Genomic DNA, 25,657 nt, shown 5'->3' on the forward strand with positions numbered 1-25,657 from the left:
TGGTGGAGCAGGTTTCAATCGGCCGGTTTCACAGCGGGTCCTTTGGAAAGTACCGACTCGGCACCTCGCCGAGCACTCGACGGAAAACACTGCTGAAGGCACTCGGGCTGCTGTAGCCCAGGTCTGTCGCCACCCGGGTAATCGGCTCCCCGTTCCCCAAGCGCACCACCGCCGCCAACAGGCAGGCCTGCTGGCGCCACTCGACAAAACTGCTCCCGGTTTGTTGGCGAAACAGCCGCGTGAAGGTGCGGCGGCTCATGCCCACCTGCCGGGTCATGTCATCAATGCCGACCTCCAGCGACGGTTGCTCCAGCAGGGTGCGGCAGGCCTGCGCCAGCCTGGGTTCACTCGGCAGCGGGGCATTCAGCGACAGGGGCGCCATGGCGGCTATTTCGTGCAGCAGCAACCCCATCAAATGACCGTCCCGACTCGCCTGCGCATAGCAGGCCGGAACGTCGATGGCGCGGATCAGCAACTGCCGAAGCAGCGCTGATACATCGAAGACCTGACAGTGCGCTGGCAGGCCAAGCTGGTCGGCGGCGGGGGTACGGATGTAGGTGTTCAGCATGGTCACCGGGCCGCTCATGCTCATCTCATGGGGCACGTGCGCCGGCACCCAGATGGCCCGTTGTGGGGGCACGACCCAATTGCCCTGGCAGGTGAACACAGTGATCACCCCGCAGGCGGCATAGGCAAATTGCCCTCGTTCATGGGTATGTCGTTCAAACAGCAGTCCGTCGCCATAGTCATGGGCCGTGACCACCGCGTCGCGGGGAATATTCTCGTCGGTGTCTAGCTCGGTTTTGCGCATGGCCCGAATTTACTGATCTATGACCTGATAGTGCAAGCGAGCCATGCTGGCGATTGCGCATAGTGGGGCCCTGGCTGGCGCATACAGGCGCCGCCCCCTGTCTTGTGGAATCCGCGCTATGCAAAAGAAACACCTGGCCCTGGCCGTCTTGGTGACGGCCGTCTGGGGCCTGAATTTTCCCATTACCAAACTGGGACTGGCGGCGATCGATCCGCTGTTGCTCACGGCGCTGCGCTTTACCCTGGCGGCATTGCCCTGGGTCTTTTTTGTCAAACGTCCGCCCATCGCGATGGGCTGGCTGGTGGCCTACGGATTGATTTTCGGAGTGGCCATGTGGGCGCTGATCAACGTCGGCATCGAGTTGGGCGTCCCTCCGGGCACCGCGGCCCTGTTGATCCAGTTCAGCGCCTTCTTCACCCTGGGCTGGGGCGTACTGCTGTTCCGCGAACACCTTAGCCTTGGGCAGATACTCGGCGTGGTACTGGCCGTGCTGGGGTTGTTCAGCATCATCCTCAGCAGCCCCGGCCAGGGCACGACAATCGGTTATGCGTTGCTGCTGGTCAGCGCCTTTAGCTGGAGCGTCGGCAACGTCATCATCAAACAGTCCAAGGTCCGGGAAATGTTCGCCTTCGTGGTGTGGGCCAGCCTGTTCCCACCGATTCCCCTGTTGGCACTCACCTGGCTCGCCCATGGACCGACGCCGTTCACCACCCTCGTCAGCCACCTCGAAGGCGTGGCCGTGTTCTCGCTGTTGTTCCAGGTCTACGCAGCGACGCACTTCTGTTACTGGGGCTGGAACCTGCTCCTGCGCGAATACCCCGTATCCCGAGTGGCCCCGCTGTCCTTGCTGATTCCCATCTTCGGCATCGCCGGTTCAGTGCTGATGCTGGGGCACCGGGTTGACCTCAACGAAGGCCTGTCCATCGCGTTGATTCTATCGGCGCTGGTTGTGGGGTTGATGAAGGGGCCGAGGGTTTGGTGTAGGGAGTAGGAGGCGTGCAGTTTTGATGGGCGGAGTAGATGGAAAGTCAAAAACAAGAAAGCCCGCACGGGGCGGGCTTTCTTGGGGTGTTTCCGGTCATGTAGGAACATGTGGAAACTTGGATTGGCCGGGGTAATCTGAACAGGAAATATAATTATATGATTTTATTGTAGAAAATCTGGTTAGATTATTTCATGGAATACCGTTTGGAATACCAGCCTCTGATCTAACGCTTCCGGAGAATCTGACCAAGGTGCAACCCTGTCTCTGCTTCGTTGAGAATGAACCTCTCTAGGATTTTCGTCCTGGATAGGCGAGATCTGAATGCACGGGCTAACGTGCACCACGCCATGCGTTACCTGGTCAAGAATGATCAGCATCTACGACTCAAACCAGTGGGTGCTCGTTGCCTACGAAAGGGGCAGGTAAAGAAAGGAGTAAGCCGGCGCTGGTGATGCTGGTGGAGCTCAGGCCTGCCGATGGTTAGGCTCTGGCCATGACTCAAGGCTGATATGGGCGCTGCGGGATGGTAGAAAGTAGAGCGCTGCCGACAGCACTACCAGTCGGTGTACGAACTGAATCGGCCAGAACTCAGCAAGGGCCGTACTCTTGATGAATGCCTGCATCATTTCGTTGATCAACGCCTGGCAGGTAAGCACAAGAACCTGTCAGTAGTTGATCGTGCGCAAGGGCTGGCACCGGCACCGTTTTGGTTTGATGTGGATGCTGTTGAACATCCGAACTCGCCAGCCTGGCCCTCAGTCACGCGCTGCATTCTGTTAATGCAGTCAGTGTCGGGCTGCTGTTGCACCTCGCCAGCCCACGAAGGCGTTTGCCGCCGAATAGCAACTGGAGCGGATCTCCTGCTTGGGCTTGGGCTCGATTCCGCGCTCAATTTCCATACAAGCCAAAAACCGATAAAAGTTGTTTTCTATTGAAAAATTTGAGTTTGACTAACAAAATGTCGCACCAAGAAAAGCGTCGCGTTACTCTCGGGGTTTCGCGAGAAGACAAATTGCTAGGGGGCACAGCCATGATCCGCTGCCACCTCGCCCGCATGATGGGCGAGCACAAGATGCGTATTGCTGATGTTGCCAGAGAAACAGGGCTAAGCCGCGCCACGGTAACCCTGCTCTACAAAGAAACAGCGCAGAAAGTGGATCTGGAAGCCATTGAGAGGCTGTGCCTGCTGTTTGAATGCCAAATAGGCGATCTGTTTGAGCTGACACAAACATAGATGGCGCTGCCGCCAAGGCTCCAGATCACAAACAGACGTCTTAACGACATCAAACAAATGACAAACATTTAGATAATCAATAGGAATACCCCATGACCAGCACCCAACAACGCGCCGCCCTGCAACGCCAGATTTGGGCAATTGCTAACGATGTTCGTGGCGCAGTCGATGGTTGGGACTTTAAGCAGTACGTGCTTGGCACCTTGTTCTACCGTTTCATCAGCGAAAACTTCGCCAGCTACATTGAGGGCGGAGACGACAGCATCAAATACGCTGAGTTGCCCGATAAGGTCATCACCGCAGATATCAAAGACGATGCCATTAAGACCAAGGGCTATTTCATCTACCCCAGCCAGTTGTTTGCCACTATCGCTGCCGGTGCCAACACCAACGAAAGCCTGAACACCGATCTAGCCGCCATCTTTGCCGCTATCGAAAACTCGGCAAACGGCTACCCCTCCGAGCGCGACATAAAAGGTCTGTTTGCGGACTTCGACACCACTAGCAACCGTCTGGGCAATACCGTAAAGGACAAGAATGCGCGCCTCGCCGACGTGCTCAAAGGTGTAGCCAAGTTGGACTTTGGCACCTTTGACGAAAGCCACATCGACCTGTTTGGCGACGCTTACGAATTCCTCATCTCCAACTACGCCGCCAATGCCGGCAAATCGGGCGGTGAGTTCTTCACTCCACAGCAGGTCTCCAAGCTGATCGCCCAGCTCGCCATGCACAAGCAAACCAGTATCAACAAGATCTACGATCCCGCTTGCGGATCGGGCTCGCTGCTGCTGCAAGCCAAGAGGCACTTTGATGAACACATCATCGAAGACGGTTTTTTCGGTCAGGAACTCAACCACACGACGTATAACCTGGCGCGGATGAATATGTTCCTCCACAACGTCAACTACGACAAATTCAATATCCAGCTCGGTGATACGCTGATCGAGCCGCACTTTGGCGACGATAAACCCTTCGATGCCATCGTCTCCAACCCGCCGTATTCGGTGAAGTGGAAGGGGGCGGACGACCCCACCCTGATCAACGATGACCGCTTTGCGCCTGCCGGTGTGCTGGCTCCCAAATCGAAAGCCGACTTTGCTTTTGTGCTGCATGCCCTCAGCTATCTTTCAAGCAAAGGCCGCGCGGCGATTGTTTGCTTCCCCGGTATTTTTTACCGTGGCGGCGCTGAGCAGAAAATTCGTCAATATCTGGTGGATAACAATTACGTTGAAACCGTGATTTCGCTCGCACCCAACCTGTTCTTTGGCACCACCATTGCTGTGAATATTCTGGTGCTGTCCAAACACAAAACGGACACCAACACGCAGTTCATTGATGCCAGCGGCAAAGACTATTTCAAGAAGGAAACTAACAACAACGTGCTGCTGGATAAGCACATAGACCAGATCATGGCGGTGTTCGACAGCAAGGCGAATGTGGAGCACTTCGCCTTGTCCGTTCCGTTCGAGAAAGTGGCCGCCAATGACTACAACCTGTCGGTCAGCAGTTATGTCGAAGCCAAAGACATCCGCGAAGTGGTGGAGATTGCTCAGCTTAATGCCGAGTTGAAAACCACCGTCGCCAGGATCGACCGGCTTCGGATGGATATTGATTGCATCGTCGCAGAGATTGAAGGCGAGGAGCTGGAAGCATGAGCGGAGTGACCCTTTTGGAAAAGCTGCTGGATGGCGCAGGGGTGGAGCGGCGGGCGCTGGGGACCCTTGGCGAACTAGTTCGTGGCAACGGCTTGCAAAAGAAGGACTTCACTGAAGCAGGTGTGCCGGCTATCCACTACGGCCAGATATATACCTATTACGGCCTATCCACGACTGAAACAAAATCCTTTGTTTCACCTGAGCTAGCTAAGCAGCTAAAGAAGGTAAACAAGGGTGATGTTGTAATCACCAACACAAGTGAAAACCTTGAAGATGTAGGCAAAGCGTTGGTTTATCTTGGCGAGCCGCAAGCAGTTACGGGCGGACATGCAACCGTATTGAAGCCCGGAGACCTTCTTCTGGGAAAATACTTTGCATATTTCACTCAAACAAACGAATTTGCGTCTGAAAAAAGAAAATATGCAAAGGGTGCAAAGGTAATTGATATTTCTGCCACAGATATGGCAAAAATCCCAATTCCACTCCCCTGTCCAGAAAGCCCCAAAAAATCGCTGGAAATCCAGACCGAAATCGTCCGTATTCTGGACGCATTTAGCGAGCTTACACGCGAGCTTACACGCGAGCTTACAGCCCGCAAAAAACAATACAACTACTATCGCGACCAGTTGTTGAGTTTTGACGAAAGGGACGTGGAGTGGAAGTCGTTGGGTGAGCTTGCTGAAAACCTTGACTCAAAGCGCAAGCCTATAAGAAGCGGACTAAGGGATGTTGGTAATATTCCATACTACGGCGCATCGGGCATTGTCGATTACGTTAAAGATTACATTTTTGATGGTGACTTTTTGCTTGTTTCTGAAGACGGTGCAAATCTGTTGGCACGAAACACGCCAATAGCATTTAGCGTTAGCGGTAAAAGCTGGGTAAATAATCACGCACATGTGCTTAAATTCGAGACATATGCCGAAAGAAGATACGTTGAGTATTACTTAAATAGTATTGATTTAACGCCGTACATTTCAGGGGCTGCTCAACCGAAGCTGAATCAAAAGAATTTAAATGGCATTAAAATTCCAAATCCTTCACCTGAAGAAAAAGAACGCATCGTCGCCATCCTCGACAAATTCGACGCCCTCACCAGCTCTATCACCGAAGGCTTGCCGCGCGAAATTGCGTTGCGCCAACAGCAGTACGAGCATTACCGCGATTTACTGCTGAGCTTCCCTGAGCCTGAAAAAGTGGTGGCATAACATGAGCAAGACGCTAAGGGAAATTGCTCAACAACTGAGTACATCAAAAACAGTTAAAAAAACTGTACCTGAAAAAACCAAGGAGGTTGAAGAAGCCAAGCCGGTTCCAAAGGTGCAGCTGATATATGCCTTTAATGGTACAGGCAAGACACGCCTTTCACGGGAGTTCAAACAGCTGATTGCGTCCAAAGCCGATGACAATGAGGGCGATGATGAACCCAATCAGGCTGAGTTGACGCGCAACAAAGTCCTTTATTACAACGCTTTTACCGAGGACTTGTTTTATTGGGATAACGATCTGGAGAGTGATGCAGAACCGAAACTAAAAATTCAGCCCAATTCTTATACAGACTGGCTGCTCACTCTACTCAAAGATCTCGGCCAAGATAGAAACATCGTTACCTACTTCCAGCGATATGCGAATGACAAACTAACTCCGCATTTTAGCGAAGACTTTACTGAAGTTAGCTTTTCACTAGAGCGAGGTGACGATGAACGTACCGGTCATATCAAAATATCAAAAGGCGAGGAAAGTAACTTCATCTGGAGCGTTTTCCACACTCTGCTAGATCAAGTTGTAACGATTTTAAATATCGTCGAGCCTAGTGAGAGAGAAACCAACCAGTTCGATAAGTTGGAATATGTGTTTATTGATGATCCAGTCAGCTCTCTCGATGAGAACCATTTAATTGAATTGGCCGTAAACTTGGCGAGCTTGATAAAATCCAGTCAATCTTCTCTAAAGTTCATCATTACAACGCACAGTCCGCTGTTTTATAACGTGCTGCATAATGAGCTAAAAAATAAAACCTGTTACATGTTGGGGCGACTTGAGGATGGCACCTTTGATCTGGTTGAAAAGCATGGTGACTCCGATACAAGCTTTTCCTATCACTTGCACCTTAAGAAAATTCTTGAGAAAGCAATTGCTGATAATCAGGTGCAAAAATATCATTTTACACTCTTGCGTAATTTGTATGAGAAAACAGCCAGTTATCTGGGCTATCCAAGATGGGCGGAGCTTTTACCTGACGATAAACAAACCTATTTAAAGTTTATTATTCAATTTACCAGTCATAGCACCTTATCCCACGAAACCGTCGCCGAGCCTAGTGAGCCAGAAAAAAATACGGTCGCGCTATTGCTTAATCACTTGGCGAGCACCTACAGATTTTGGCAGCAGGAAAATCAAAATGGTTGATTACACAAAGCCCATCGCCGAATCGAATAGCTTCATCGTTCTGGACAAATACACCCAAGAATGGAAGGTCGCAGAAAACTACCAAAGCGAAGGCGACCTAGAGCGAGAGTTCATTCAAGACATGCAGAATCAGGGCTACGAGTATGCCCTTGGTTTAAACACACCTGCGAAACTGCTGTCCAATGCGCGCGAGCAGTTGCAGGCATTGAACAACATGCAGTTTCTTGAAGGCGAGTGGCAGCGCTTTGTTGAAACCTATCTGGACAGACCCAGCGACAGCATCGTCGATAAAACCCGCAAGATCCATGATGACTATATCCATGACTTTGTGTTTGACGATGGTCATATTCAGAACATATATCTGCTGGATAAAAAGAATATTGCCCGTAATAAGGTGCAGGTGATCAAGCAGTTTGAGCAAGCGGGCAGCCATGCCAACCGATACGATGTGACGATCTTGGTCAATGGTCTGCCGCTGGTGCAGGTGGAGCTGAAGAAGCGAGGCGTGGCGATTCGCGAAGCCTTTAATCAGGTGCACCGTTACAGCAAAGAAAGCTTTAACAGCGAGCAGTCTTTGTTCAAGTATTTGCAACTGTTTGTCATTTCCAACGGCACCGATAGCCGTTATTTTGCCAACACCACCCAGCGTAACAAAAACAGCTTCGACTTCACCATGAATTGGGCAAAGTCGGATAACAACCTGATCAAAGACCTGAAAGACTTTACCGCTACGTTCTTTCAGAAAAACACCCTGCTCAATGTGTTGCTGCATTATTCGGTGTTTGATGTTAGCAATGCGCTGTTGGTAATGCGTCCCTACCAAATTGCTGCCACTGAGCGAATTTTGTGGAAGATCAACAGCGCTTATCAGGCCAAGAGCTGGAGTCAGCTTGAGGGCGGCGGCTTTATCTGGCACACCACCGGCTCAGGCAAAACGCTGACCAGTTTTAAAGCGGCGCGCTTGGCTACCGAACTTGAGTTCATCGACAAAGTGTTCTTCGTGGTGGATCGCAAGGATCTGGATTACCAGACCATGAAGGAATACCAGCGTTTTTCACCGGATAGTGTGAATGGCTCTGACTCTACCGCCGGCCTGAAACGCAACCTGGATAAGGACGACAACAAGATTGTCGTCACCACGATCCAGAAGCTCAATAATCTGATGAAAAGCGAAGGCGACCTACCCATCTATAACAAGCAGGTGGTGTTTATTTTTGATGAATGCCACCGAAGCCAGTTCGGTGAAGCTCAGAAAAATCTAAAGAAGAAATTCAAAAAGTTCTATCAGTTTGGCTTTACCGGCACGCCTATTTTTCCGCAAAACGCCCTGGGCGCGGACACTACTGCCAGCGTGTTCGGTCGGGAGTTGCATTCGTATGTAATTACCGACGCCATTCGTGATGAAAAAGTGCTCAAGTTCAAGGTGGACTACAACGATGTGCGCCCGCAGTTCAAAGCCATCGAAACCGAGACAGACGAGAAAAAGCTGAGCGCAGCAGAGAACAAGCAAGCCCTGTTGCACCCCGACCGTATCCGCGAGATTACGCAGTACATCCTGAATAACTTCCGGCAAAAAACCCACCGCCTGCAATCTGCAACAAAAGGCTTCAACGCCATGTTTGCGGTTAGCAGCGTGGATGCAGCCAAGCTGTACTACGAGTGCTTCAGGGAGCTGCAGAAGAGCAGCGAAAAACCACTGAGGGTGGCCACTATCTTCTCGTTCGCTGCCAACGAGGAGCAGGATGCGATTGGCGACATTCAGGACGAAAGTTTTGATGTGGCTGCCATGAACAGCAGCGCCAAGGAGTTCTTGAGCGCGGCCATTGTCGATTACAACACGCTGTTCAAAACCAACTTCAGCGTGGACAGCAATGGCTTCCAGAATTACTACCGTGATCTGGCCAAGCAGGTTAAAGCCAAGGAAATTGACCTGCTGATCGTGGTCGGCATGTTCCTGACCGGCTTTGACGCCCCCACGCTGAACACCCTGTTTGTGGACAAGAACCTGCGCTACCACGGTTTGATGCAGGCTTACTCGCGCACCAACCGAATTTTCGATGCCACCAAGACCTTTGGCAATATCGTTACCTTCCGCGACCTGGAACAGGCGACCATCGACGCCATTACCTTGTTTGGAGATAAAAACACCAAGAATGTGGTGTTGGAGAAGAGCTACAAGGAATACATGGAGGGCTTTACCGATGTGGCCACCGGTGAAGCGCGGCGCGGTTTTGTGGAAGTGGTGAAAGAGTTGGAACAGCGTTTTCCTGACCCTTCAGCCATTGAAAAAGAGTCCGATAAAAAAGCCTTCGCGAAACTGTTCGGCGAGTATTTGCGCGTTGAGAACGTGCTGCAGAACTACGATGAATTTGCCAGACTGATGGCCGTGCAAAGTGTCGACCTGAATGATCCGGAGGCAGTTGAAGCATTCAAGGCCAAGCACTATTTAAACGATGAAGATCTGGCTGCGTTGCAAGCAATCAAGATACCAGCAGAGCGGAAAATTCAGGACTATCGATCAACCTATAACGATGTTCGCGATTGGCTGCGTCGGGAGAAGTCCTCCAACGACAAAGAAAAATCAACTATCGATTGGGATGATGTGGTCTTTGAGGTGGACCTGCTCAAGTCGCAAGAAATCAACCTAGATTACATCCTTGAGCTGATCTTCGAACACAACAAAAAGATCAAGAGCAAGTCCGACCTAGTGGATGAGGTGCGTCGCGTGATTCGCGCAAGTCTGGGCAACCGCGCCAAAGAGAGCTTGCTTGTGGACTTCATCAATCAAACCGACCTTGACCAGATTGGCGATAAGGCCAGTGTGATAGACGCCTTCTTCATTTTCGCCCAAGCGGAACAACAACGAGAGGCTCAGGAGCTTATTAGCGCTGAGAACCTCAATGCAGAAGCGACCAGACGCTATATCACCACTTCTCTGAAGCGGGAGTTCGCCAGCGACAGCGGTACAGAACTCAACGCCGTACTACCCAAGATGAGCCCGCTGAACCCGCAATACCTGACCAAGAAGCAGAGCGTCTTCCAAAAGATCGCTACGTTTGTCGAGAAGTTCAAAGGTGTGGGTGGGAGCGTATAAAAAAGCCGAGAGAGTATTTTCATAAGTGGCCCCGTTCAACGCAAGCACTGGGCAAAATTCGCGTGAGTTTGCGCGTGAACCAGTCCTGTTGATGGGGCCTTGTGCTACTCAATGTTCGCGAAGTGAGCAGCCATGCCAATATGGCCCTCAAGTTGCTCAGTGATGAGTCGACCAGAGATGTGTTCATAGCGATGGTGTATCGTAAGCGCTCTATAAACCCCACCGAACTCAAGATGGGTGGCGCGCTCACCCGGTGCTTCCTCGAGAGGCTAGCATTGAATTGCCCCTAGATTCGTAGTCACCTTCGAATGGCCGCTTCGGGCCGCCAGCTACTCTCCGCCAGTGGCGGCTATGGTTGATAGCGGCCGCTCTCACTCAGCGATTGAACCCCCAGGTTTTTTGTAAACGACGAGCGAGCAGCCGCACGGTCAGCAAGTAGTAATAGCGTGTCGAATCGCTGCGTTGATTTAAGCGATGCTCAAGAAACCACGCCACATGCTTCCTTTGCCAAGTCCACGGGTTTTCTCGCAGCCACCGCTTTGCGATTTCAACCTGAATGATTTTCGCCTGGCGCAAATGACGTTGCCGCGTTGCGTGCGAACCAATCAGCACGCCAGCCAAGAACAACTCCATATCGAATGGCTTGCTCATGTCCGTCCTCCAATATAGGCAGCGACCACATCGATCCGACCGTGCCCCAGCTCATAGCCGATTTGCCTCCGGGCCTCACGATCAAGGCGCTGATTTAGCTGACCACATTCACCGCCGTTGATAGGTGCGCGATATTGGGTGATTTGCTCGTAGCGCTCACATGCGTACGCCGCTCGTAGTTCGTGGAAGCCTTTGAGATTGTGCGCATGAATGGTGTCGCGCGCAGGACGGACGATTTCCTGGAGAACGCTCAAGTAGCTTTCGTTCGGAGCAATCAGGTTTCGGCTACCAGCAGGCGAGACTAGCCTAGCAAATTCAAGCGCGCCACGAATATGGTCGTCCACCGCAATCCAACGAGGTGCTGATGCACCGGCGCGGCCGCCTTTGGTGCCGTCCTGAATGTTGATTCTGGCTAAGTCTTTGGCTTCAAGGCTTAGCCGTGGCAGGTCAGCCAAGATGGCCTCTCGCAAGCGCATGCCGGTGGACCGCGCCAACAGAATGATCGCGGCTGACCGTAGCTGATGATCCTTGCAAAGTTCATCGATAATCGGCTTAACCTGCTCGCGGTCTTGGCCCTGCGGAACCGAGTGGCGAACTCCGTTGCGTTGCATACTCAACGCAATGCTTGGACTTGGCAATTTCACATACTGATCACCGCGAAGCGCTGCCATTGTCCTATTAACGCTGGATAGCCGGTTTTGCGCAGTGCTGATAGCTAGGTGACCGTGCTCAACCAATCCGCGAAGGTATGCGGCATAGTTCGACAACACCTCGCGGTCAATCTGCCGCGCATCGTTGATCCCGGGTCCCGCTTCAGACCGGCACCACTTCACGAATGCCCGCCACCGATCGCTGTGCGCCTTGACCGTGCCGTAATGGCCACCACCGAACATATCTTTCAGCGCCTGCTGACCCGCATAGCTCAACTGCCTGCCGTAACCGAAATTGCGGCCATCGCGTCTACCTACCAATGCCATGTCAGTCACCTCATCATCCGATCTCCAACCCTCGCCCCACGTCATCCCGCCAAGAATGCTGAGTGTTATCAGGGATCAAGGCCCCTGCGACCTGTGGGGATGTCCTCTAACGCAGGACTGGCGGCTCCTTACAACCGGGAGCAAGGGCATCTCATGATCTGGCCTCCTGAGCACCGATACCGGTGGGCGGGCGGAGGCTGCATTGGCTAACGAGACCAGTGCCGCGAGATCCTGAGCCGGGTGAACGCAGCAATGCGATGACCGGGGCATGCCTGACTGTCAGTCAGGTGCAGTCCATTCCCTGGTCTGCGGCACCATCATCTACAGCGCTGTTGCTGGTGACATCGGCATTTGTCACGCCGATTGTCACGAGGGGGATTGCCGCAAAGCCATGTGCGATCAGGGCTGCAGCAGTGTTAGAAGCGCCCGTCTCTTTCCAGGAGAAAGAGACGGGCGCAGGTTGGCGCAAGATTCGGCCAAGCGGATAGGTTGCTGCAGGGCAGCGGAGTAGGAAGTGTCGTCTGGCGCACGTGGGCCATGATCTGAAGTAGGCATCCATCACCGGGGAGGTGACCGGGCGAGCTGCCGGACGCTAATCGCCATTTGGGGGGAGAACCACCGCGGGAGCGGCGTGACCTTCAAGGTTCGGGCCACCTGGGTTGCTGTCATCGACAGCACTTGCACGGCCAGTTCTACGCTTGTGGATAAACCCGGTCAAGGTTCGAAATTCAGCGCCACTTTGGACTTGAAGAACGGATATCCACCGGTGGAATTCCGTGGTAAATCCTGGACATCGTTTTGGCTTTTAGCTTTTCAAAGTGAGGTCCTTCCAAACAGGGCGGCTTTGCAGCCCTATTTGGAAGGACCCGTGCTTAAAAGCGGATAAGCGACGCTGCTTGCCCCGAATCTTGAACGTTCAGTTGTTGCTGCAATTCTTGCACCTGCACAGCGCTAGCGAATCGGCACCACGTTCTTGTCTCTGACTTGGCCGTATGCTGACGCAAGCAGGCTGCCGGTGGCGGCTTTCTGGATGTAATCACTCCACCAGGCCATCATCGGTCGCCTGCGTTCGATGTAGTCGGCTCGGTTGTAGGCGCTTCGCACCTCATCCTTGTCGACGTGCGCCAGTGCCACTTCGATGAGCTCCGGGTCCCACCCATGTTCATTCAAGATGGTGCTGGCCATCGAGCGCATGCCGTGGCTGACCAAGCGATCTTGGAAGCCCATGCGCTTCAACGCCATGTTGGCCGTTTGGCTATTGGCGTGGGTGCGCGGATTTCTGTCTGCCGGGAAGACGTATTCGCGATGGCCGCTGTGAGTCCTCAGTGATTCCAGTAGTGCGACAGCATGATCACTCAACGGGATGCTGTGAGGGCGGCGCTTTTTCATCCGCTCCGGTGGGATAGTCCAGACACGCCTTTCAAAGTCGATGTCTGCCCAGCGAGTGGTCGCCGCCTCGGCAGGTCGAGTCATGGTGTGCAACTGCCATTCGATCAGGCAGCGTGTTGTGCGTTTGATACTGGCGTTCGCGATCTCCAGCATGAGCTCGGGGAGTTCTTCGGGTGGCAGCGCAGCCATGTTCTCTTTCTTGGGCTTCTTGAATACTGCCCGAATGCCGGTGAGCGGGTTGGCGAAGATCAGGCCGGAGTTTACGCCGTAGGTCATGATCTCGTTTAGCCGCTGGCTAAGACGCTTGACCGTCTCCAGGCTGCCTTTCGCTTCGATTGGACGAAGCAGTCCGATCACCATCGGCGCGGTGATTTTGGTGAGTGGTGTCGTCTTCAAATCGGGGAACACGTGCAGCGTGAGCGACCGCCAGATGTCCTCGGCGTAGGCTGGGGTGACCGAGTCTTTCTTGAGCTCGAACCAAGCGGTGGCCACGTTCTCGAAGGTGTGTTCCGTTTCTGCGCGCTTGGCTTCATTCAGCGTGTTGCGCTGCACCTTCGGATCGATGCCCTGTGCGAGCAGCTCGCGTGCATCGACTGCCATCTTTCGTGCATTCGCCAGCGACAGTTCGGGATAGTCCCGAAGCCGATGTTAATGCGCTTCTTGGTCACCGGTTCGCGGTAGTTGAAATTCCACAGCAACGAGCCGTTGCTGCGTACGCGGAGCTGCAAACCGTCACCGTCAGTGAGGACATAATCCTTGGACGCGGGTTTGACTCCCTTGAGCTGTCGATCGGAGAGGCGGAGGTTTTGAGCAGGCATGAGATTGTCCTCAAGCACTGATTCGGTATTCCAAAGATTAGCACCGGACGGACTGGAATACCGGCTGGAATACCCGAATGGCTGGAACTCAAAAACTTTCAAAAGACCGAAAAAGCGCTGGAGGCCGCGTATTTACTGGATCGCAGGCACAAAAAAAGACGTCCTTGGACGTCTTTTTTTGATCATTTGGTGGAGCCGGGGGGATTTGAACCCCCGTCCGCCAGTACTCCGCTGTCGGTACTACATGCGTAGCCGTGTCTATTAAGTTAACCCTCAGCGACCCGACGGGCAGGGTGCTTTGGGCGAGTTGTGTAAGTTTTAGCCGATTCGTCCACAACGTACTGCACGGCGATTCTGTTCTATATGACAATCACTTTGGGTTTACAGACATCCCCTGATGATTGCTGGACCCGAAGGTACCAGGAGGGAAGGGCTAAGGCTGCTTACGCAGCGAGAGCGTATTCCCCGTAGGTTTCGTCATTGGCAACTATAGGAAGTTGCAACAGTGGATTTACGAGTTCTGTTACCAACTCGGCATGCACCTAAAGTTTCGCAACCGGCGTCGAATCCTAAACGGCCCCGAACCTGTTGTGCATAACCAACAGGTGGGCGGATTCTACGCTAAGCCTGAGCAGAAGGCCAACCCGAAGGTTGGCCTCGTGCATCAAGCCTACTGATCGCCCTTGGTGTTGTTCTGCAATTTCTGTATCGCCTGGGTGGTGATGGAGATGCAGTTCTTGGTGCCTTCCTCGGTGCCCTTGGCTTTTTCCGCGGTGGCTTGCTGCACGGAAGCGTCGACGTCGGCGCTCAGTTGCTCGCTCATCACTTCAGTGCTGACCTTGGCGTCTTTGATCTTTTGCAGGTTGATCTGGCACAGATCCTCTTGGGCCGCGGCGAACACCGGGGACGCCAGCATCGTCGCGGTAATGAACAGTCCAGCCAATGCAGAACGCTTCATAAAGGTATCTCCTTGAACGGTTGGTCTCGGTGCTGCCGATCAATCCAGGACAACCTGCCGAGGTCGGTGATAAGCCTCATTCACTGGGGCCTAAGCAATCGACTATAGCCGGCAGCAGGAATTCGCTTTTTTTTCGTCCAAGATGAAAAAAAGGAGCGTGATGCTCCTTTTTCGTTGCGACGGTCAGAGGGCCCTGGGCTGAGTGACGCGGTCCACCAGGTAGACCAGCCCGTGATAGTCGATACCGCCATGCTGGCTGAGGCCGATTTCACAGGTGCGGCTGGTGGAGATGCCTTCGCTGCAATACTGCACCGCGTCCTTGAGGCTGCGTAGCGAGTGGGCATTGAGTTCCGGGGTGGTGAAGCCCTTGTCGCCGGCGAACCCGCAGCAATGGATACCTTCCGGGATCACCACGTTGTTGCTGCAGCGCCGGGCCAGGTCGATCAGTGCCTGGCTTTCCCCCAGGTGCTGGGTGCTGCAGGTGACGTGGACGGCAATCGGCGCCTCCTGGGGGGTGAAGTCCAGGCGCTCCAGCAGGTGGGTGCGAATGAAGCGCACCGGGTCGTAGAGGTCCAGGCGCACACCCCCCAGGTCTTGCACCAGACGCAAGGTGCAGGGGCTGGTGTCGCAGTAGATCGGGTCGAGACCGCCACGGCTGGCATGCAGCAGGGCGCCGATCAGTTCCTGGCGCTTATGCTCGGCCTGTTCGGCGTAACCTTTGGACGCGAACGGCTGGCCGCAGCACAGGCTCTCCACATTGTCTGGAATTACCACCTGGTAACCGGCCTTTTCCAGCAGGCCGCGGGTCTTGTCGTAGAGCGACATCTGTTCCTTGTCCGCCGCTGCCGGGCCCATGACGCGGGACACGCAAGCCGCTAGGTAGACCACCCTTGGACGTTGATCGCTGAGTGCCGGACTGAAGCGAATGGCTTTCTCCGGTTGCGGCATGGCTGGGGTCCATTGCGGGACTTGGCCCTTGGATATTTTTGTCATGGCCGCGGAAATCCTGGCCAGGCGTGGTGCCCCCAAAAGCATCCGCGCACCGTTGGCCACGTGCAGGGTCAGGCGTGCGCCCTGCAAGGTGGCGGCGAAGTGATTGCCCAGCCAATCGGCCGTCTTGCCGTGGTTGGCGCTCTGGCTGCGCAGTTTCTTCACCAGCTCGCCGGTGTTGATCCCCACCGGGCAGCGTTGTGCGCACAGGCCTGTGGCGGCGCAAGTGTCGACGCCCTGGTACTGATAGGCCGCCTCCAGTTCCGTGGTGTCGACGCCGGCGCGTTTCTTCGCCTGGATATCGCGCCAGATAACGATGCGTTGGCGCGGGCTCAACGTCAGCCCCTTGGACGGGCACACCGGTTCGCAGAAACCGCATTCGATGCACTTATCCACAATCTCGTCGGCGGCCGGCAGCGGCTTGAGGTGCTTGAGGTGGATCTGCGGATCTTCGCTGAGCACCACGTCCGGGTTGAGGATGCCGTTGGGGTCCAGCAGGCGCTTGAGCTGCCACATCAGCTGGTAGGCATCGCTGCCCCATTCCAGTTCGACGAAGGGCGCCATGTTGCGTCCGGTGCCGTGTTCGGCCTTCAGCGAGCCGCCGAACTCCACCGCCACCAATTGTGCCACGTCGTCCATAAAGGCCTGGTAGCGCGCCACTTCTTCGGCACTGTTGAAGCCCTGGGTGAAGACGAAGTGCAGGTTGCCTTCCAGGGCGTGGCCAAAGAGGATCGCCTCGTCGTAGTGGTGCTTGTCGAACAGCTCGATCAGGCGGTTGACGCCGATGGCCAGTTGCTCAACGGGGAAGGTCACGTCCTCGATGATTACCGTGGTCCCGGTTTTACGCACCGCGCCAACGGCGGGGAAGGTGTCTTTGCGGATGGCCCAGAGCTTGGCGTTTTCCTGCGGGTCTTCGGTGAAGTCGACCTGTTTCTCCACCGGGAAGGCGGCCAGGGAATTCATGATCTGCGCCAGTTGTTCCTGCAACAGCGATGAGGACGCCGCGCGGGATTCGATCAGCAGTGCGCAGGCATTGGCCGAGAGTTGCTGGACGAACGCCGGCATCCCCGGTTTGTCCTGCACCGAGCGCAGACTGCGACGGTCCAGCAGCTCCACCGCCGACACCGGCTGGCTCTTGAGCACGGTGACGGCGGTGCAGCAGGTTTCCACATCCGGGAACACGATCAGGGCCGAGGCTTTGTTCGGATGGTCGATCACCGTGTCGTAGGTCACCGCGCTGATAAAGCCCAGGGTGCCTTCCGAGCCCACCAGCAGGTGGCTGAGGATGTCCAGTGGCGCATCGAAATCCACCAGGGCATTGAGGGACAGGCCCGTGGTGTTTTTCAGTCGGTATTTATGGCGGATCTTGGCGGCCAGTTCGCTGTTGGCCCGAGTGCTGCGGCCCAGTTCGGCCAAGCGTTCCAGCAGGGGGCCATGGCTGTTGCGGAAGGCCGCGACGCTGTCGGCGTCCTCGGTGTCCAGGCGTGTGCCGTCGGCCAGTACCAGGCGGATGCCGGCCAGGGTGTGATAGGTGTTTTGCGCGGTGCCGCAGCACATGCCGCTGGCGTTGTTGGCGACGATGCCGCCGATCTTGCAGGCGTTGATCGACGCCGGGTCAGGGCCGATCTTGCGCCCGAACGGCGCCAGCCAGGCGTTGGCCTGAGCGCCGATGACCCCGGGCTGCAGGCGGATCTGCTGGCCTTGAGCGCGGATTTCCCGGCCATTCCAGTTATCTCCAAGGACGATCAGCACCGAATCGCTGATCGCCTGGCCCGAGAGGCTGGTACCGGCGGCGCGAAAGGTCACGGGCACCCGGTCGCGCTGGGCCAGTTGCAGCAAGGCCACCACTTCATCTTCGGATTCGACACGGATCACCAACTTGGGGATCAAGCGATAGAAGCTCGCGTCGGTACCAAAGGCCAGGGTCGATAGCGGGTCGTCGAAACGCCGCTCGGCGGGGATCAGTTGTTGGGCGTCATGCAAAAAGGCGGCTGGCAGGCTCATTGGTCCTCCAGGATCAGTACCACCAAGTCTTTCGGGCCATGGGCGCCGTAGGCCAGGACTTGTTCGATGTCCGCGGTCTTCGATGGACCGGACACCAGCAGCGCGTTGGTCGGCATGCCCTGGGCCCATTGGTACTCCTGTTGCACCTGGTAAAAGTTGTCGCGGATCTCGCTGGCCTTGAGCAGGGCGAAGTGCACCGGCGGTACCAGGCTCATCAACCGCGGTTCTTCGCGGGTCGGCCAAAGAATCAGGCTGCCGGTGGCGGCGATGGCGCCGAGGGTGGTGGTGAGGCTGGCCGGGGTGTCGTTGAACAGCTCGGCTTTCCAGGCTTCCACTGGGCGGTCGTAGGCCTTGAGCGGCGGCAACTCAGGGTGCTGGGCCCAGTGCTGAGTCACTCGCTGGCCATGGGGTGTGCTTGGGGCGATCAGCAGGCTGGGCAGTTGGCGCTCGTTCAGCAGTTGCGCCAGTAGCGTCGGCCAGTGGTCGCCTGTGGTCAGGTGGATTTCGGTGTGCACCGCTTCCATCAGCTTGCGCAGTTGCGGGATGCGTTGTTCAGCCGTGTAGGTGTAAGGCTCGGTGACCAGAGCCTCGTCGAAGTTATCCACAATCGGCGTGGCGCCGGTCAGGCTGGTGCGCAGCTTGGCGAGGATATTCTGCTTGGCGCTCATCAACGGTCTCCCTGTTTGGCCAGGTGCTCGCGTGCCAGGTCGTGCAGCGAACGGGCGGCCGGTTTCGGCGCGCTGTGGTTTTGCGTCCAGGGCCCGACGTTGCTGGGCGTCAAGGCGCGCAGGCGTGTCGCCGCCAGGACGAACAACCGATAGAGCCGAGGCGAGCTGTTGAGGCGGGCCCAGGCGTTCCAGATAAAACGTTCCTTGCGCGAGTACTTGCTGCCCTGGCCGCGCATCACTTGATGGGGGCTGTCGGGGGCCTTGACGTTTTCTTCCCGCAGTCGGCGCAGCAGGGCCGGGATCGGAATCTTCACCGGGCAGACTTCGCCACAGGCGCCGCACAGCGACGAGGCGCTGGGGTGATCCGGAACCTTGGCCAGGCCGACCATGTGCGGGGTGATGATCTTGCCGATCGGCCCCGGATAGACCTCGCCATAGGCGTGGCCGCCGATGCGCGTGTACACCGGGCAATGGTTCATGCAGGCGCCGCAGCGGATGCAGTTCAGGGTCTGGCGCAGTTCGCTGTCGGCAAATGCCTGGCTGCGGCCGTTGTCCAGCAGCACCAGGTGCACTTCCTCGGGGCCGTCGAGCTCATGGGGCTTGCGCGGGCCGGAGATCATGTTGACGTAGGTGGTGATCGGCTGGCCGAGGGCGGAGCGGGTCAGCAGCGAGAGCAGGGGAACCACGTCACGCAGGTTCTCGACGACTTTCTCGATCCCGGTGACGGCGATGTGCACCGGCGGCACGGTGGTGGACATGCGCCCGTTGCCTTCGTTTTCCACCAGCAGCAGGGTGCCGGTTTCGGCCACGGCAAAGTTGACGCCGGAGACGCCGATATCGGCTTCGAAGAATTTCTGCCGCAGGACCTTGCGACCGATCTGGATAAGTTGGTCAACGTCCTTGGTGTACTCCACGCCGAGTTTGTCGTGGAACAAGGACGCGACCTGACCGGCATTCTTGTGGATCGCCGGCATAATGATGTGTGAAGGCTTCTCGTGGTCGAGCTGGACGATAAATTCGCCCATGTCCGACTCAAGGCATTCAATGCCTTGTTCAGCGAGGACATGGTTCATTTCCATCTCTTCGCTGACCATCGATTTGCCCTTGATCACTTGCCGCGCCTCGTGAGCGCGGATGATCGAGAGGACGATGCCATTGGCCTCGTCCACCGTTTCCGCCCAGTGCACTGTCACACCGTTGCGGGTCAGGTTCTGTTCAAGCTGCTCGAGCAAGTCGGGCAGCTTGGATAATGCACGCGCGCGAATGGCATTGCCCAGCGCTCGCAGATGTTCCCGTTCGTGGGCATCGCTGAACGAGGCCGCACGCTTGGCCATGAGTGAATCCATGGCGCTGCGAAAGTTGTTTCGCAGTTGTTTGTCACCCAGGGCCTCGTGAGCCCGGGTGCGAAAATCGTCCGACACGGCAACGGTCGGGATCAGTTCCGGGGCGCTCATTGGGCACCTCCGGTACGCTGCCAGAGGAAGCTCGCCAGGTGTTGGCCGCGCAATGCCTCTTGTTGTTTCTCCAGGGCGCCGTTGATATTCATCAAGCAGCCGCAATCGGCGCTCAGCACCTGATGCGCGCCGGATTCCTTCAGCGCACGGGTCTTGTCAGCCACCATCGCGCCAGAGATGTCTGGCATTCGGACGCTGAAAGTGCCGCCAAAGCCACAGCATTCGCTTTCGTGGCTGTGCTCCACTCGCTCCACGTTGCTCAACTGTGACAGCAACTCACGGCCATGCAGGTGGGTGTTCATTTCCCGGCGTGCCGAGCACGACGTGTGCAAGGCCACCTTGACGGGCGCACCGCTGTCCTTGAGCTGCACCTTGCAGACAAACAGCAGGAACTCCGCCAATTCATAGGTCCGTGCCGCGAGGGCCTGAACCTGTATCAGCATTTGCGGCTCATCCTTGAACAGGTCGGCGTAATGTTCGCGCAACATGCCTGCGCAGGAGCCCGAAGGCACCACCACCGGATAGTCCTCGGCGAACAGGGCCAACTGCGAGCGAGCCACGGTGCGCGCCTGCTCGGTGTAACCCGAGGTGTAGGCCGGTTGTCCGCAGCAGCTTTGCCCTTGCGGGTACTCGACGCGAATGCCTTCGCGCTCCAGCAGGTGAATCGCATCCATCCCGGCCTCGGGATAGAACAGGTCGACCACGCACGTGCCGAACAGATAGACCCGTTGCGGTTTTTCGCTGGGGTAGTGGCGCGGTTCGGCCAGCGGCGGTGCGACACGGGTTGCGTTAGGCACGGCGTTGTAAAAAAGCTCGCTCATCAGGCGTGTCTCCGGGTGGTCCCGGTTATCCGTCCGTTGAGGCTGCTGGAGAGTAAAGCGTCAAGCTTTCAGCAGCCTTGCAGACCGGGTTGTGAATTACAGACGCCGGAAGCGTGGTCCGGCGTCGGTTTTTTCCGTGTGCCAGGCGGCTGTCAGTGGACCAGCATGCCCGTGAACCAGTAAGCCTGGGCCAGGGTAATCAGGCCGACAATAGTGGCAAAGAACAGACTGTGCTTGAGGGTGAAGCGGAACAAGTCGGATTCCTTGCCCACCAGGCCGGTGGCGGCGCAGGCCACGGCGATCGATTGCGGCGAGATCATCTTGCCGGTTACGCCGCCGCTGGTGTTGGCTGCCACCAGCAGGGTGTCATTGACGCCGATCTGGTGCGCGGTGGTGGCTTGCAACGAACTGAACAGGGCGTTGGACGAGGTATCGGACCCGGTGAGGAACACCCCCAGCCAGCCGAGAAACGGCGAGAAGAACGGGAACGCCGCGCCGGTACCGGCCAGCACCAGAGCCATGGTCGAGGACATGCCGGAGTAGTTGGTGACGAAGGCGAAGGCCAGCACCATGCCGATGGAGAGGATCGGCCAGCGGAGTTCGTAGAGGGTCTCTTTCAAAGTGGTCAGACCAGTTTTAAAATTGATCTTCAGCACCAGCATCGAGATCAGTGCGGAGAAGAAAATCGCCGTGCCGGTCGCGGAGATCGGGTCCAGTTTGAACACTGCCGGAATGGCGGTGGGGTTGGTCACGATCGGCGCGACCTTGACCACCATCTGGTCCAGGTGCGGGATGGCAAAGTTGAACACCCAGCTGTACATGGAGCCGCCCGCGGCGAACATCGCCTTGAAGGGTTTCAGGGTCCAGATGGTCACCAGCACGGTGAGGATCAGGAACGGGGACCAGGCTTTGAAAATCTGCCCCAGGCTGTAGGGCGAGGCCACGGTGCTGCGTGGCTGACCGAAGCCGCCGACGCTGGCGGTGATGGCCGTGCCCGAGGTGGCACCGGCGATTTGCGCGCCTGCGGTGCGCTTGGGCTGCCAGACCTTGAGGAACAAGGTCAGGGAAATCAGGCTGGCCAGGGCCGAGGTGATGTCCGGCAGTTCAGGGCCGATGAAGTTCGAGGTGAAGTACTGGGTGATGGCAAAGCTCAGCCCGGCCACCAGGGCGGCAGGCCAGGTCTCTTTGACGCCGCGCAGGCCATCCATCATGAACACCAGCCAGAACGGCACGAACAGCGACAGCAGCGGCAGTTGGCGGCCGGTCATGGCGCCGATCTTGAAGGCGTCGATGCCGGTCACTTGGCCCGCCACGATGATCGGAATCCCCAAGGCGCCGAACGCCACCGGCGCGGTATTGGCGATCAGGCACAGGCCGGCGGCATACAGCGGGTTGAAGCCCAGGCCCACCAACAGCGCGGCGGTGATTGCCACTGGAGCGCCGAAACCGGCTGCCCCTTCGAGGAAGGCGCCGAAGCAGAAGCCGATCAGCAGCACTTGCAGGCGCTGGTCGTCGGTGATTGACAGCACCGAGCTGCGAATGACCTCGAACTGGCCGCTCTTCACGGTCAGTTTGTAGAGGAATACCGCGGCGACAATGATCCAGGCGATGGGCCACAGGCCGTAGGCGAAACCATAGCCGGCGGCGGCGAGCGCCATGTCGACCGGCATCTGGAAAGCGAAGATCGCCACCAGGATCGACAGTGCCAGGGTGATGCTGCCGGCGACGTGCCCCTTGAGGCGGAAGACGGCCAAGGCCAGGAAGAAGAAAACGATCGGGATAACAGCCGCGAGAGCGGACAGGCCAAGGCTGCCGAGCGGGCTGTAGAGCTGTTGCCAGGTTTGCATAGTGGGGTGGCCCCTAATTGTTGTTGGTCAGGCACTGATAAGCGGTCTTGGTTAATTGGTAAGACCAATTTACAATCGCTGTTGGCTAGGGTAAAAGCCTTGTGCGTGGTGTGTCAATTTGCCGCCCTAAAACTTTTGTCGAATGCCTGCGGGTCAGTGGCCACTGATCGGCTGAATTGAGTCGCGTCTGCCAGGTGTTGGCGCGGCGCCAATAGGCCAGAATAGAGAGCCCGGCGAGGTGTCGGGATGGTGGAGAGTGAGTTATGGGGTTTGATCAGATTCGTCAGCGCCGTTTGTCTGACGACATTGTCGAGCGGCTCGAGGGCATGATCCTCGAGGGCACCTTGAAGGCGGGTGAGCGGTTACCGGCCGAGCGTGCCTTGGCCGAGCAGTTCGGCGTATCCCGCCCCTCATTGCGCGAGGCGATCCAGAAGCTGACCGCCAAGGGGCTGTTGATCAGTCGCCAGGGCGGCGGTAACTACGTGGTCGAATCATTGGGTTCGACCTTCAGCGATCCTCTGTTGCAGCTTTTGGAAAGCAACCCGGAAGCTCAGCGCGACTTGTTGGAGTTTCGCCATACCCTGGAAGCCTCTTGTGCTTATTACGCGGCCCAGCGGGCGACGGAGGTGGACCGCGAGCGGCTCACCGCGGCATTTGAGGAACTACAGGACTGTTACACCCGCGTCGATGACATCAGCCGGGCGGAAGAGGGGGCGGCGGATGCCAAGTTTCACCTGGCCATTGCCGAAGCCAGCCATAACGCGGTGTTGCTGCACACCATTCGTGGGTTGTTCGATCTGCTCAAGCGCAATGTGGTGACCAATATTGGCGGCATGTACAAACAGCGCACCGAAACCCGCGACATGCTGATCAGTCAGCACCGGGACCTGTACCTGGCGATTATCGAGGGGCGGGCCGAGCAGGCGAGGGAAATCTCCAGCCGACACATTCTGTATGTGCAAGAGGTGCTTGAGGAGGTGCGTCAGGAAGTGCAGCGCATGGCCCGGGCCGAACGGCGTAAAGGCATTTAACGCAAATCGCCGACAAGCCGGCTCCTACGGGTTAGGAGCCGGCTTGTCGGCGATAGAGACTTTAAGGCAGGAAGATCAGTCTTCCTTACCCTTGGTCCGCACGGCGCGTTGCAACTCACGGTCGGAATCGCGTTCGCGCTCAGTGTGGCGCTTGTCGTATTCCTTCTTGCCTTTGCCGAGTGCGATTTCGCACTTGATCAGGTGCTTGCTCCAATAGAGCGAAGTGCACACGCAGGCGTAACCTTTTTGCTGCACGGCGGCATACAGCTTCTCAAGCTCGCGCTTGTTCAGCAGTAGTTTGCGCGAGCGCACCGGGTCGGCAATGACGTGGGTGCTAGCGGTGGTCAGTGGCGTGAAATGGCTACCGAGCAGCCAGGCCTCGCCATCTTTGAGCAGCACATAACTGTCCACCAGTTGCGCCTTGCCCGCCCGCAGGCTCTTTACTTCCCAGCCGGCCAGGACCATGCCAGCCTCGAACCGTTGTTCGATGAAGTAATCGTGTCGCGCCTTTTTATTTTGCGCGATGGTCCCTGTTGGGTGTTTCTTCTGTTTAGCCATAGGGGCGGCATTATAGGGAGTTGCGCGCGCGTCGGCTACGGTGATGCAGCGTGCTTGAGCAGGTTGATTGAATCCCGGACAATGCGCCCTGTTTTTTCGCTTGAGCGCGCCGCCAAAGTCCCAAGGGCAGGCTGCCAATGGATGGCGTTTGTACACCGTTCTGGCGAGTGATCACCGGCTGATCAGTGCGCCGGATGGCTATAGCGCTCAATGGTTTTTGCCGGCAGGCCGGGTTTTTTCCTGAACGAAGGCGGCGTTTTGCCTCTCTACCGGTGAGGCTCGGTCGTTGGTCTACCTGGTTTGGCGGCCACTGTTTTCACTTCGCGGGTCATGTTGCCTTTTGGCGGTTTGTGCTTCGTGGTATTCGCAGCCTGGGTGATGGGGCGCGGCGGTTCGTGATGAACGAGTCGTTTGTCGTCCTGGGTTAACGCTCCCCTGGCCTTGTTTTTGATGCGCTGTATGGCGCCCATCGGCATTCTTTTAGTGTTTGCCGCCCAGCTGTGGAAATGAAGCTGACATGACGACTCATATTCAACGCTCGGCCCTTCTGCCGTATCCGGCGCAAGCCCTGTATGACCTGGTCAATGATGTGGCTCGGTATCCTGAGTTTTTGCCTTGGTGTTCTGCCGCTGAAGTTCTGGAAAGCAGTGAGGAGCACATGCGCGCCAGTGTGGCGGTGGCCAAGGGCGGGCTTAGCCAGCACTTTGTCACGCGCAATACCCTGGTGCCCGGGCATTCGATCGAAATGAACCTGGAAGAAGGGCCGTTCAATCAATTGCACGGTGTCTGGGTGTTCAAGCCCCTGGGAGAGAAGGCTTGCAAGATCAGCCTGGACCTTTCCTTTGACTACGCCGGTCCGCTGGTGCGTGCGACGTTGGGGCCGCTGTTCAATCAGGCCGCCAACACCTTGGTTGACGCGTTCTGCCAGCGGGCCAAGCAACTGCATGGTTGAGTCATTGATCGAGATCGAAGTGGTGTATGCCGCGGTCGATCGACAGTGCTTGCTCAAGCTTTCTGTGCCCGTGGGGTCGACGGCACGTTCAGTCGTACTCAGCTCTGGGCTTGGGTTGCAGTTCCCCGAGTTGGATCTGGCGACTTGCCCGCTGGGGATTTTCGCCAAGGCCATCGCCGCTCCGGAGGCCCATGTGTTGCAGGCGGGGGACCGACTTGAGATTTATCGTCCGTTGCTGGCTGATCCGAAAGAGGTTCGGCGCTTGCGTGCGGCGAAAGCTGCGTTGGCCAGGGCTCAGGATAAATAGCCTGGTTGGAATGGCAGGCAATAAAAAACCCGGCATGCCGGGTT

At 56.6% G+C, this 25,657-nt stretch carries 20 protein-coding genes, 1 other RNA gene and 2 pseudogenes; 11 read left to right on the forward strand and 12 right to left on the reverse strand.

What is annotated here, in order from left to right; genetic code table 11:
- Positions 1-28: 28 nt before the first annotated feature.
- A complete protein-coding gene (locus M1B35_RS23215) occupies positions 29-811 on the reverse strand; it encodes an AraC family transcriptional regulator (protein ID WP_268263207.1) in 783 nt (260 codons plus the stop codon).
- Between the two features lie 118 nt (positions 812-929).
- On the opposite strand from M1B35_RS23215, the gene M1B35_RS23220 reads away from it, so the two are divergent.
- The 7 genes from M1B35_RS23220 to M1B35_RS23250 all read left to right on the forward strand — a co-directional run bounded on the left by M1B35_RS23220 (position 930) and on the right by M1B35_RS23250 (position 10,188).
- On the forward strand, positions 930-1,802 hold the full coding sequence (locus tag M1B35_RS23220) for an EamA family transporter (protein WP_268263208.1): 873 nt from the start codon (positions 930-932) through the stop codon (positions 1,800-1,802).
- 557 nt (positions 1,803-2,359) lie between these two features.
- Complete coding sequence (locus M1B35_RS23225; protein ID WP_268263209.1) at positions 2,360-2,731, forward strand: hypothetical protein; 372 nt, start codon at positions 2,360-2,362, stop codon at positions 2,729-2,731.
- Positions 2,732-2,826: 95 nt separating this feature from the next.
- On the forward strand, positions 2,827-3,030 hold the full coding sequence (locus M1B35_RS23230) for a helix-turn-helix domain-containing protein (protein ID WP_095962098.1): 204 nt from the start codon (positions 2,827-2,829) through the stop codon (positions 3,028-3,030).
- 92 nt (positions 3,031-3,122) lie between these two features.
- Positions 3,123-4,685, forward strand: a complete 1,563-nt coding sequence (locus M1B35_RS23235; protein ID WP_268263210.1) for a type I restriction-modification system subunit M — start codon at positions 3,123-3,125, stop codon at positions 4,683-4,685.
- Positions 4,682-5,893, forward strand: a complete 1,212-nt coding sequence (locus M1B35_RS23240; RefSeq protein WP_268263211.1) for a restriction endonuclease subunit S — start codon at positions 4,682-4,684, stop codon at positions 5,891-5,893. The genes M1B35_RS23235 and M1B35_RS23240 overlap by 4 nt, the downstream gene beginning before the upstream one ends.
- Before the next feature lies 1 nt (position 5,894).
- Complete coding sequence (locus M1B35_RS23245) at positions 5,895-7,094, forward strand: ATP-binding protein (protein WP_268263212.1); 1,200 nt, start codon at positions 5,895-5,897, stop codon at positions 7,092-7,094.
- Entirely contained in the window at positions 7,087-10,188 is a 3,102-nt protein-coding gene (locus tag M1B35_RS23250) for an HsdR family type I site-specific deoxyribonuclease (protein WP_268263213.1), read from the forward strand. Before M1B35_RS23245 ends, M1B35_RS23250 begins: the two co-directional genes overlap by 8 nt.
- A gap of 375 nt (positions 10,189-10,563) precedes the next feature.
- Here the strand turns inward: M1B35_RS23250 and M1B35_RS23255 are convergent, their stop codons facing one another.
- From M1B35_RS23255 to M1B35_RS23300, 10 genes and pseudogenes are all read right to left on the reverse strand, one after another.
- Entirely contained in the window at positions 10,564-10,839 is a 276-nt protein-coding gene (locus M1B35_RS23255) for a hypothetical protein (protein WP_268263214.1), read from the reverse strand.
- A complete protein-coding gene (locus tag M1B35_RS23260; protein ID WP_268263215.1) occupies positions 10,836-11,816 on the reverse strand; it encodes an integrase domain-containing protein in 981 nt (326 codons plus the stop codon). The genes M1B35_RS23255 and M1B35_RS23260 overlap by 4 nt, the downstream gene beginning before the upstream one ends.
- A gap of 951 nt (positions 11,817-12,767) precedes the next feature.
- Positions 12,768-14,023, reverse strand: a pseudogene (locus M1B35_RS23265) (integrase domain-containing protein).
- Positions 14,024-14,210: 187 nt separating this feature from the next.
- Positions 14,211-14,604: a transfer-messenger RNA gene (gene ssrA, locus M1B35_RS23270) on the reverse strand.
- A gap of 89 nt (positions 14,605-14,693) precedes the next feature.
- The gene (locus tag M1B35_RS23275; protein ID WP_123337358.1) at positions 14,694-14,981 is read right to left on the reverse strand and encodes a hypothetical protein; all 288 of its coding nucleotides are present in this window, start codon (positions 14,979-14,981) and stop codon (positions 14,694-14,696) included.
- Between the two features lie 183 nt (positions 14,982-15,164).
- A complete protein-coding gene (locus M1B35_RS23280; RefSeq protein ID WP_268263216.1) occupies positions 15,165-17,975 on the reverse strand; it encodes an FAD-binding and (Fe-S)-binding domain-containing protein in 2,811 nt (936 codons plus the stop codon).
- On the reverse strand, positions 17,972-18,643 hold the full coding sequence (locus M1B35_RS23285; protein ID WP_268263217.1) for a LutC/YkgG family protein: 672 nt from the start codon (positions 18,641-18,643) through the stop codon (positions 17,972-17,974). The genes M1B35_RS23280 and M1B35_RS23285 overlap by 4 nt, the downstream gene beginning before the upstream one ends.
- Entirely contained in the window at positions 18,643-20,097 is a 1,455-nt protein-coding gene (locus M1B35_RS23290; RefSeq protein WP_123337352.1) for a LutB/LldF family L-lactate oxidation iron-sulfur protein, read from the reverse strand. The genes M1B35_RS23285 and M1B35_RS23290 overlap by 1 nt, the downstream gene beginning before the upstream one ends.
- Positions 20,094-20,918, reverse strand: coding sequence for a (Fe-S)-binding protein (locus M1B35_RS23295; protein WP_123337350.1), 825 nt, complete (start codon positions 20,916-20,918; stop codon positions 20,094-20,096). Before M1B35_RS23295 ends, M1B35_RS23290 begins: the two co-directional genes overlap by 4 nt.
- A gap of 152 nt (positions 20,919-21,070) precedes the next feature.
- Positions 21,071-22,765, reverse strand: coding sequence for a lactate permease LctP family transporter (locus M1B35_RS23300; protein WP_268263218.1), 1,695 nt, complete (start codon positions 22,763-22,765; stop codon positions 21,071-21,073).
- A gap of 263 nt (positions 22,766-23,028) precedes the next feature.
- Here M1B35_RS23300 and M1B35_RS23305 point away from each other — a divergent pair, with 263 nt between their 5' ends.
- Complete coding sequence (locus M1B35_RS23305) at positions 23,029-23,796, forward strand: GntR family transcriptional regulator (protein ID WP_123337346.1); 768 nt, start codon at positions 23,029-23,031, stop codon at positions 23,794-23,796.
- A 75-nt stretch (positions 23,797-23,871) separates the two neighbouring features.
- Here M1B35_RS23305 and smpB read toward each other — a convergent pair whose 3' ends face one another.
- Positions 23,872-24,354 (reverse strand): SsrA-binding protein SmpB, encoded by a 483-nt coding sequence (smpB, locus tag M1B35_RS23310; protein ID WP_123337344.1) that lies wholly within the window; start codon positions 24,352-24,354, stop codon positions 23,872-23,874.
- A 234-nt stretch (positions 24,355-24,588) separates the two neighbouring features.
- On the opposite strand from smpB, the pseudogene M1B35_RS32370 reads away from it, so the two are divergent.
- The 3 genes and pseudogenes from M1B35_RS32370 to M1B35_RS23320 all read left to right on the forward strand — a co-directional run.
- A pseudogene (locus M1B35_RS32370) lies at positions 24,589-24,864 on the forward strand (sodium-dependent transporter); the annotation flags it as partial.
- Positions 24,865-24,871: 7 nt separating this feature from the next.
- The gene (locus M1B35_RS23315; RefSeq protein WP_123337342.1) at positions 24,872-25,306 is read left to right on the forward strand and encodes a type II toxin-antitoxin system RatA family toxin; all 435 of its coding nucleotides are present in this window, start codon (positions 24,872-24,874) and stop codon (positions 25,304-25,306) included.
- Positions 25,299-25,613 carry an RnfH family protein gene (locus tag M1B35_RS23320; protein ID WP_268263219.1) on the forward strand — a complete coding sequence of 105 codons (315 nt, stop codon included), beginning with the start codon at positions 25,299-25,301 and terminating at the stop codon, positions 25,611-25,613. Before M1B35_RS23315 ends, M1B35_RS23320 begins: the two co-directional genes overlap by 8 nt.
- Positions 25,614-25,657 lie beyond the last annotated feature (44 nt).

It is taken from the genome of Pseudomonas morbosilactucae, from assembly GCF_023241665.1.
Classification (GTDB): Bacteria; Pseudomonadota; Gammaproteobacteria; order Pseudomonadales; family Pseudomonadaceae; genus Aquipseudomonas; species Aquipseudomonas morbosilactucae.

Coding starts and splice junctions, on each gene's coding strand:
- M1B35_RS23320 (WP_268263219.1), top strand. CDS start 25,299: ATGGTTGAGTCATTGATCGAGATCGAAGTGGTGTATGCCGCGGTCGAT.
- M1B35_RS23240 (WP_268263211.1), top strand. CDS start 4,682: ATGAGCGGAGTGACCCTTTTGGAAAAGCTGCTGGATGGCGCAGGGGTG.
- M1B35_RS23285 (WP_268263217.1), bottom strand. CDS start 18,643: ATGAGCGCCAAGCAGAATATCCTCGCCAAGCTGCGCACCAGCCTGACC.
- M1B35_RS23215 (WP_268263207.1), bottom strand. CDS start 811: ATGCGCAAAACCGAGCTAGACACCGACGAGAATATTCCCCGCGACGCG.
- M1B35_RS23295 (WP_123337350.1), bottom strand. CDS start 20,918: ATGAGCGAGCTTTTTTACAACGCCGTGCCTAACGCAACCCGTGTCGCA.
- M1B35_RS23280 (WP_268263216.1), bottom strand. CDS start 17,975: ATGAGCCTGCCAGCCGCCTTTTTGCATGACGCCCAACAACTGATCCCC.
- M1B35_RS23255 (WP_268263214.1), bottom strand. CDS start 10,839: ATGAGCAAGCCATTCGATATGGAGTTGTTCTTGGCTGGCGTGCTGATT.
- M1B35_RS23245 (WP_268263212.1), top strand. CDS start 5,895: ATGAGCAAGACGCTAAGGGAAATTGCTCAACAACTGAGTACATCAAAA.
- M1B35_RS23315 (WP_123337342.1), top strand. CDS start 24,872: ATGACGACTCATATTCAACGCTCGGCCCTTCTGCCGTATCCGGCGCAA.
- M1B35_RS23300 (WP_268263218.1), bottom strand. CDS start 22,765: ATGCAAACCTGGCAACAGCTCTACAGCCCGCTCGGCAGCCTTGGCCTG.
- M1B35_RS23305 (WP_123337346.1), top strand. CDS start 23,029: ATGGGGTTTGATCAGATTCGTCAGCGCCGTTTGTCTGACGACATTGTC.
- M1B35_RS23220 (WP_268263208.1), top strand. CDS start 930: ATGCAAAAGAAACACCTGGCCCTGGCCGTCTTGGTGACGGCCGTCTGG.
- M1B35_RS23230 (WP_095962098.1), top strand. CDS start 2,827: ATGATCCGCTGCCACCTCGCCCGCATGATGGGCGAGCACAAGATGCGT.
- M1B35_RS23260 (WP_268263215.1), bottom strand. CDS start 11,816: ATGGCATTGGTAGGTAGACGCGATGGCCGCAATTTCGGTTACGGCAGG.
- M1B35_RS23275 (WP_123337358.1), bottom strand. CDS start 14,981: ATGAAGCGTTCTGCATTGGCTGGACTGTTCATTACCGCGACGATGCTG.
- M1B35_RS23250 (WP_268263213.1), top strand. CDS start 7,087: ATGGTTGATTACACAAAGCCCATCGCCGAATCGAATAGCTTCATCGTT.
- M1B35_RS23290 (WP_123337352.1), bottom strand. CDS start 20,097: ATGAGCGCCCCGGAACTGATCCCGACCGTTGCCGTGTCGGACGATTTT.
- smpB (WP_123337344.1), bottom strand. CDS start 24,354: ATGGCTAAACAGAAGAAACACCCAACAGGGACCATCGCGCAAAATAAA.
- M1B35_RS23235 (WP_268263210.1), top strand. CDS start 3,123: ATGACCAGCACCCAACAACGCGCCGCCCTGCAACGCCAGATTTGGGCA.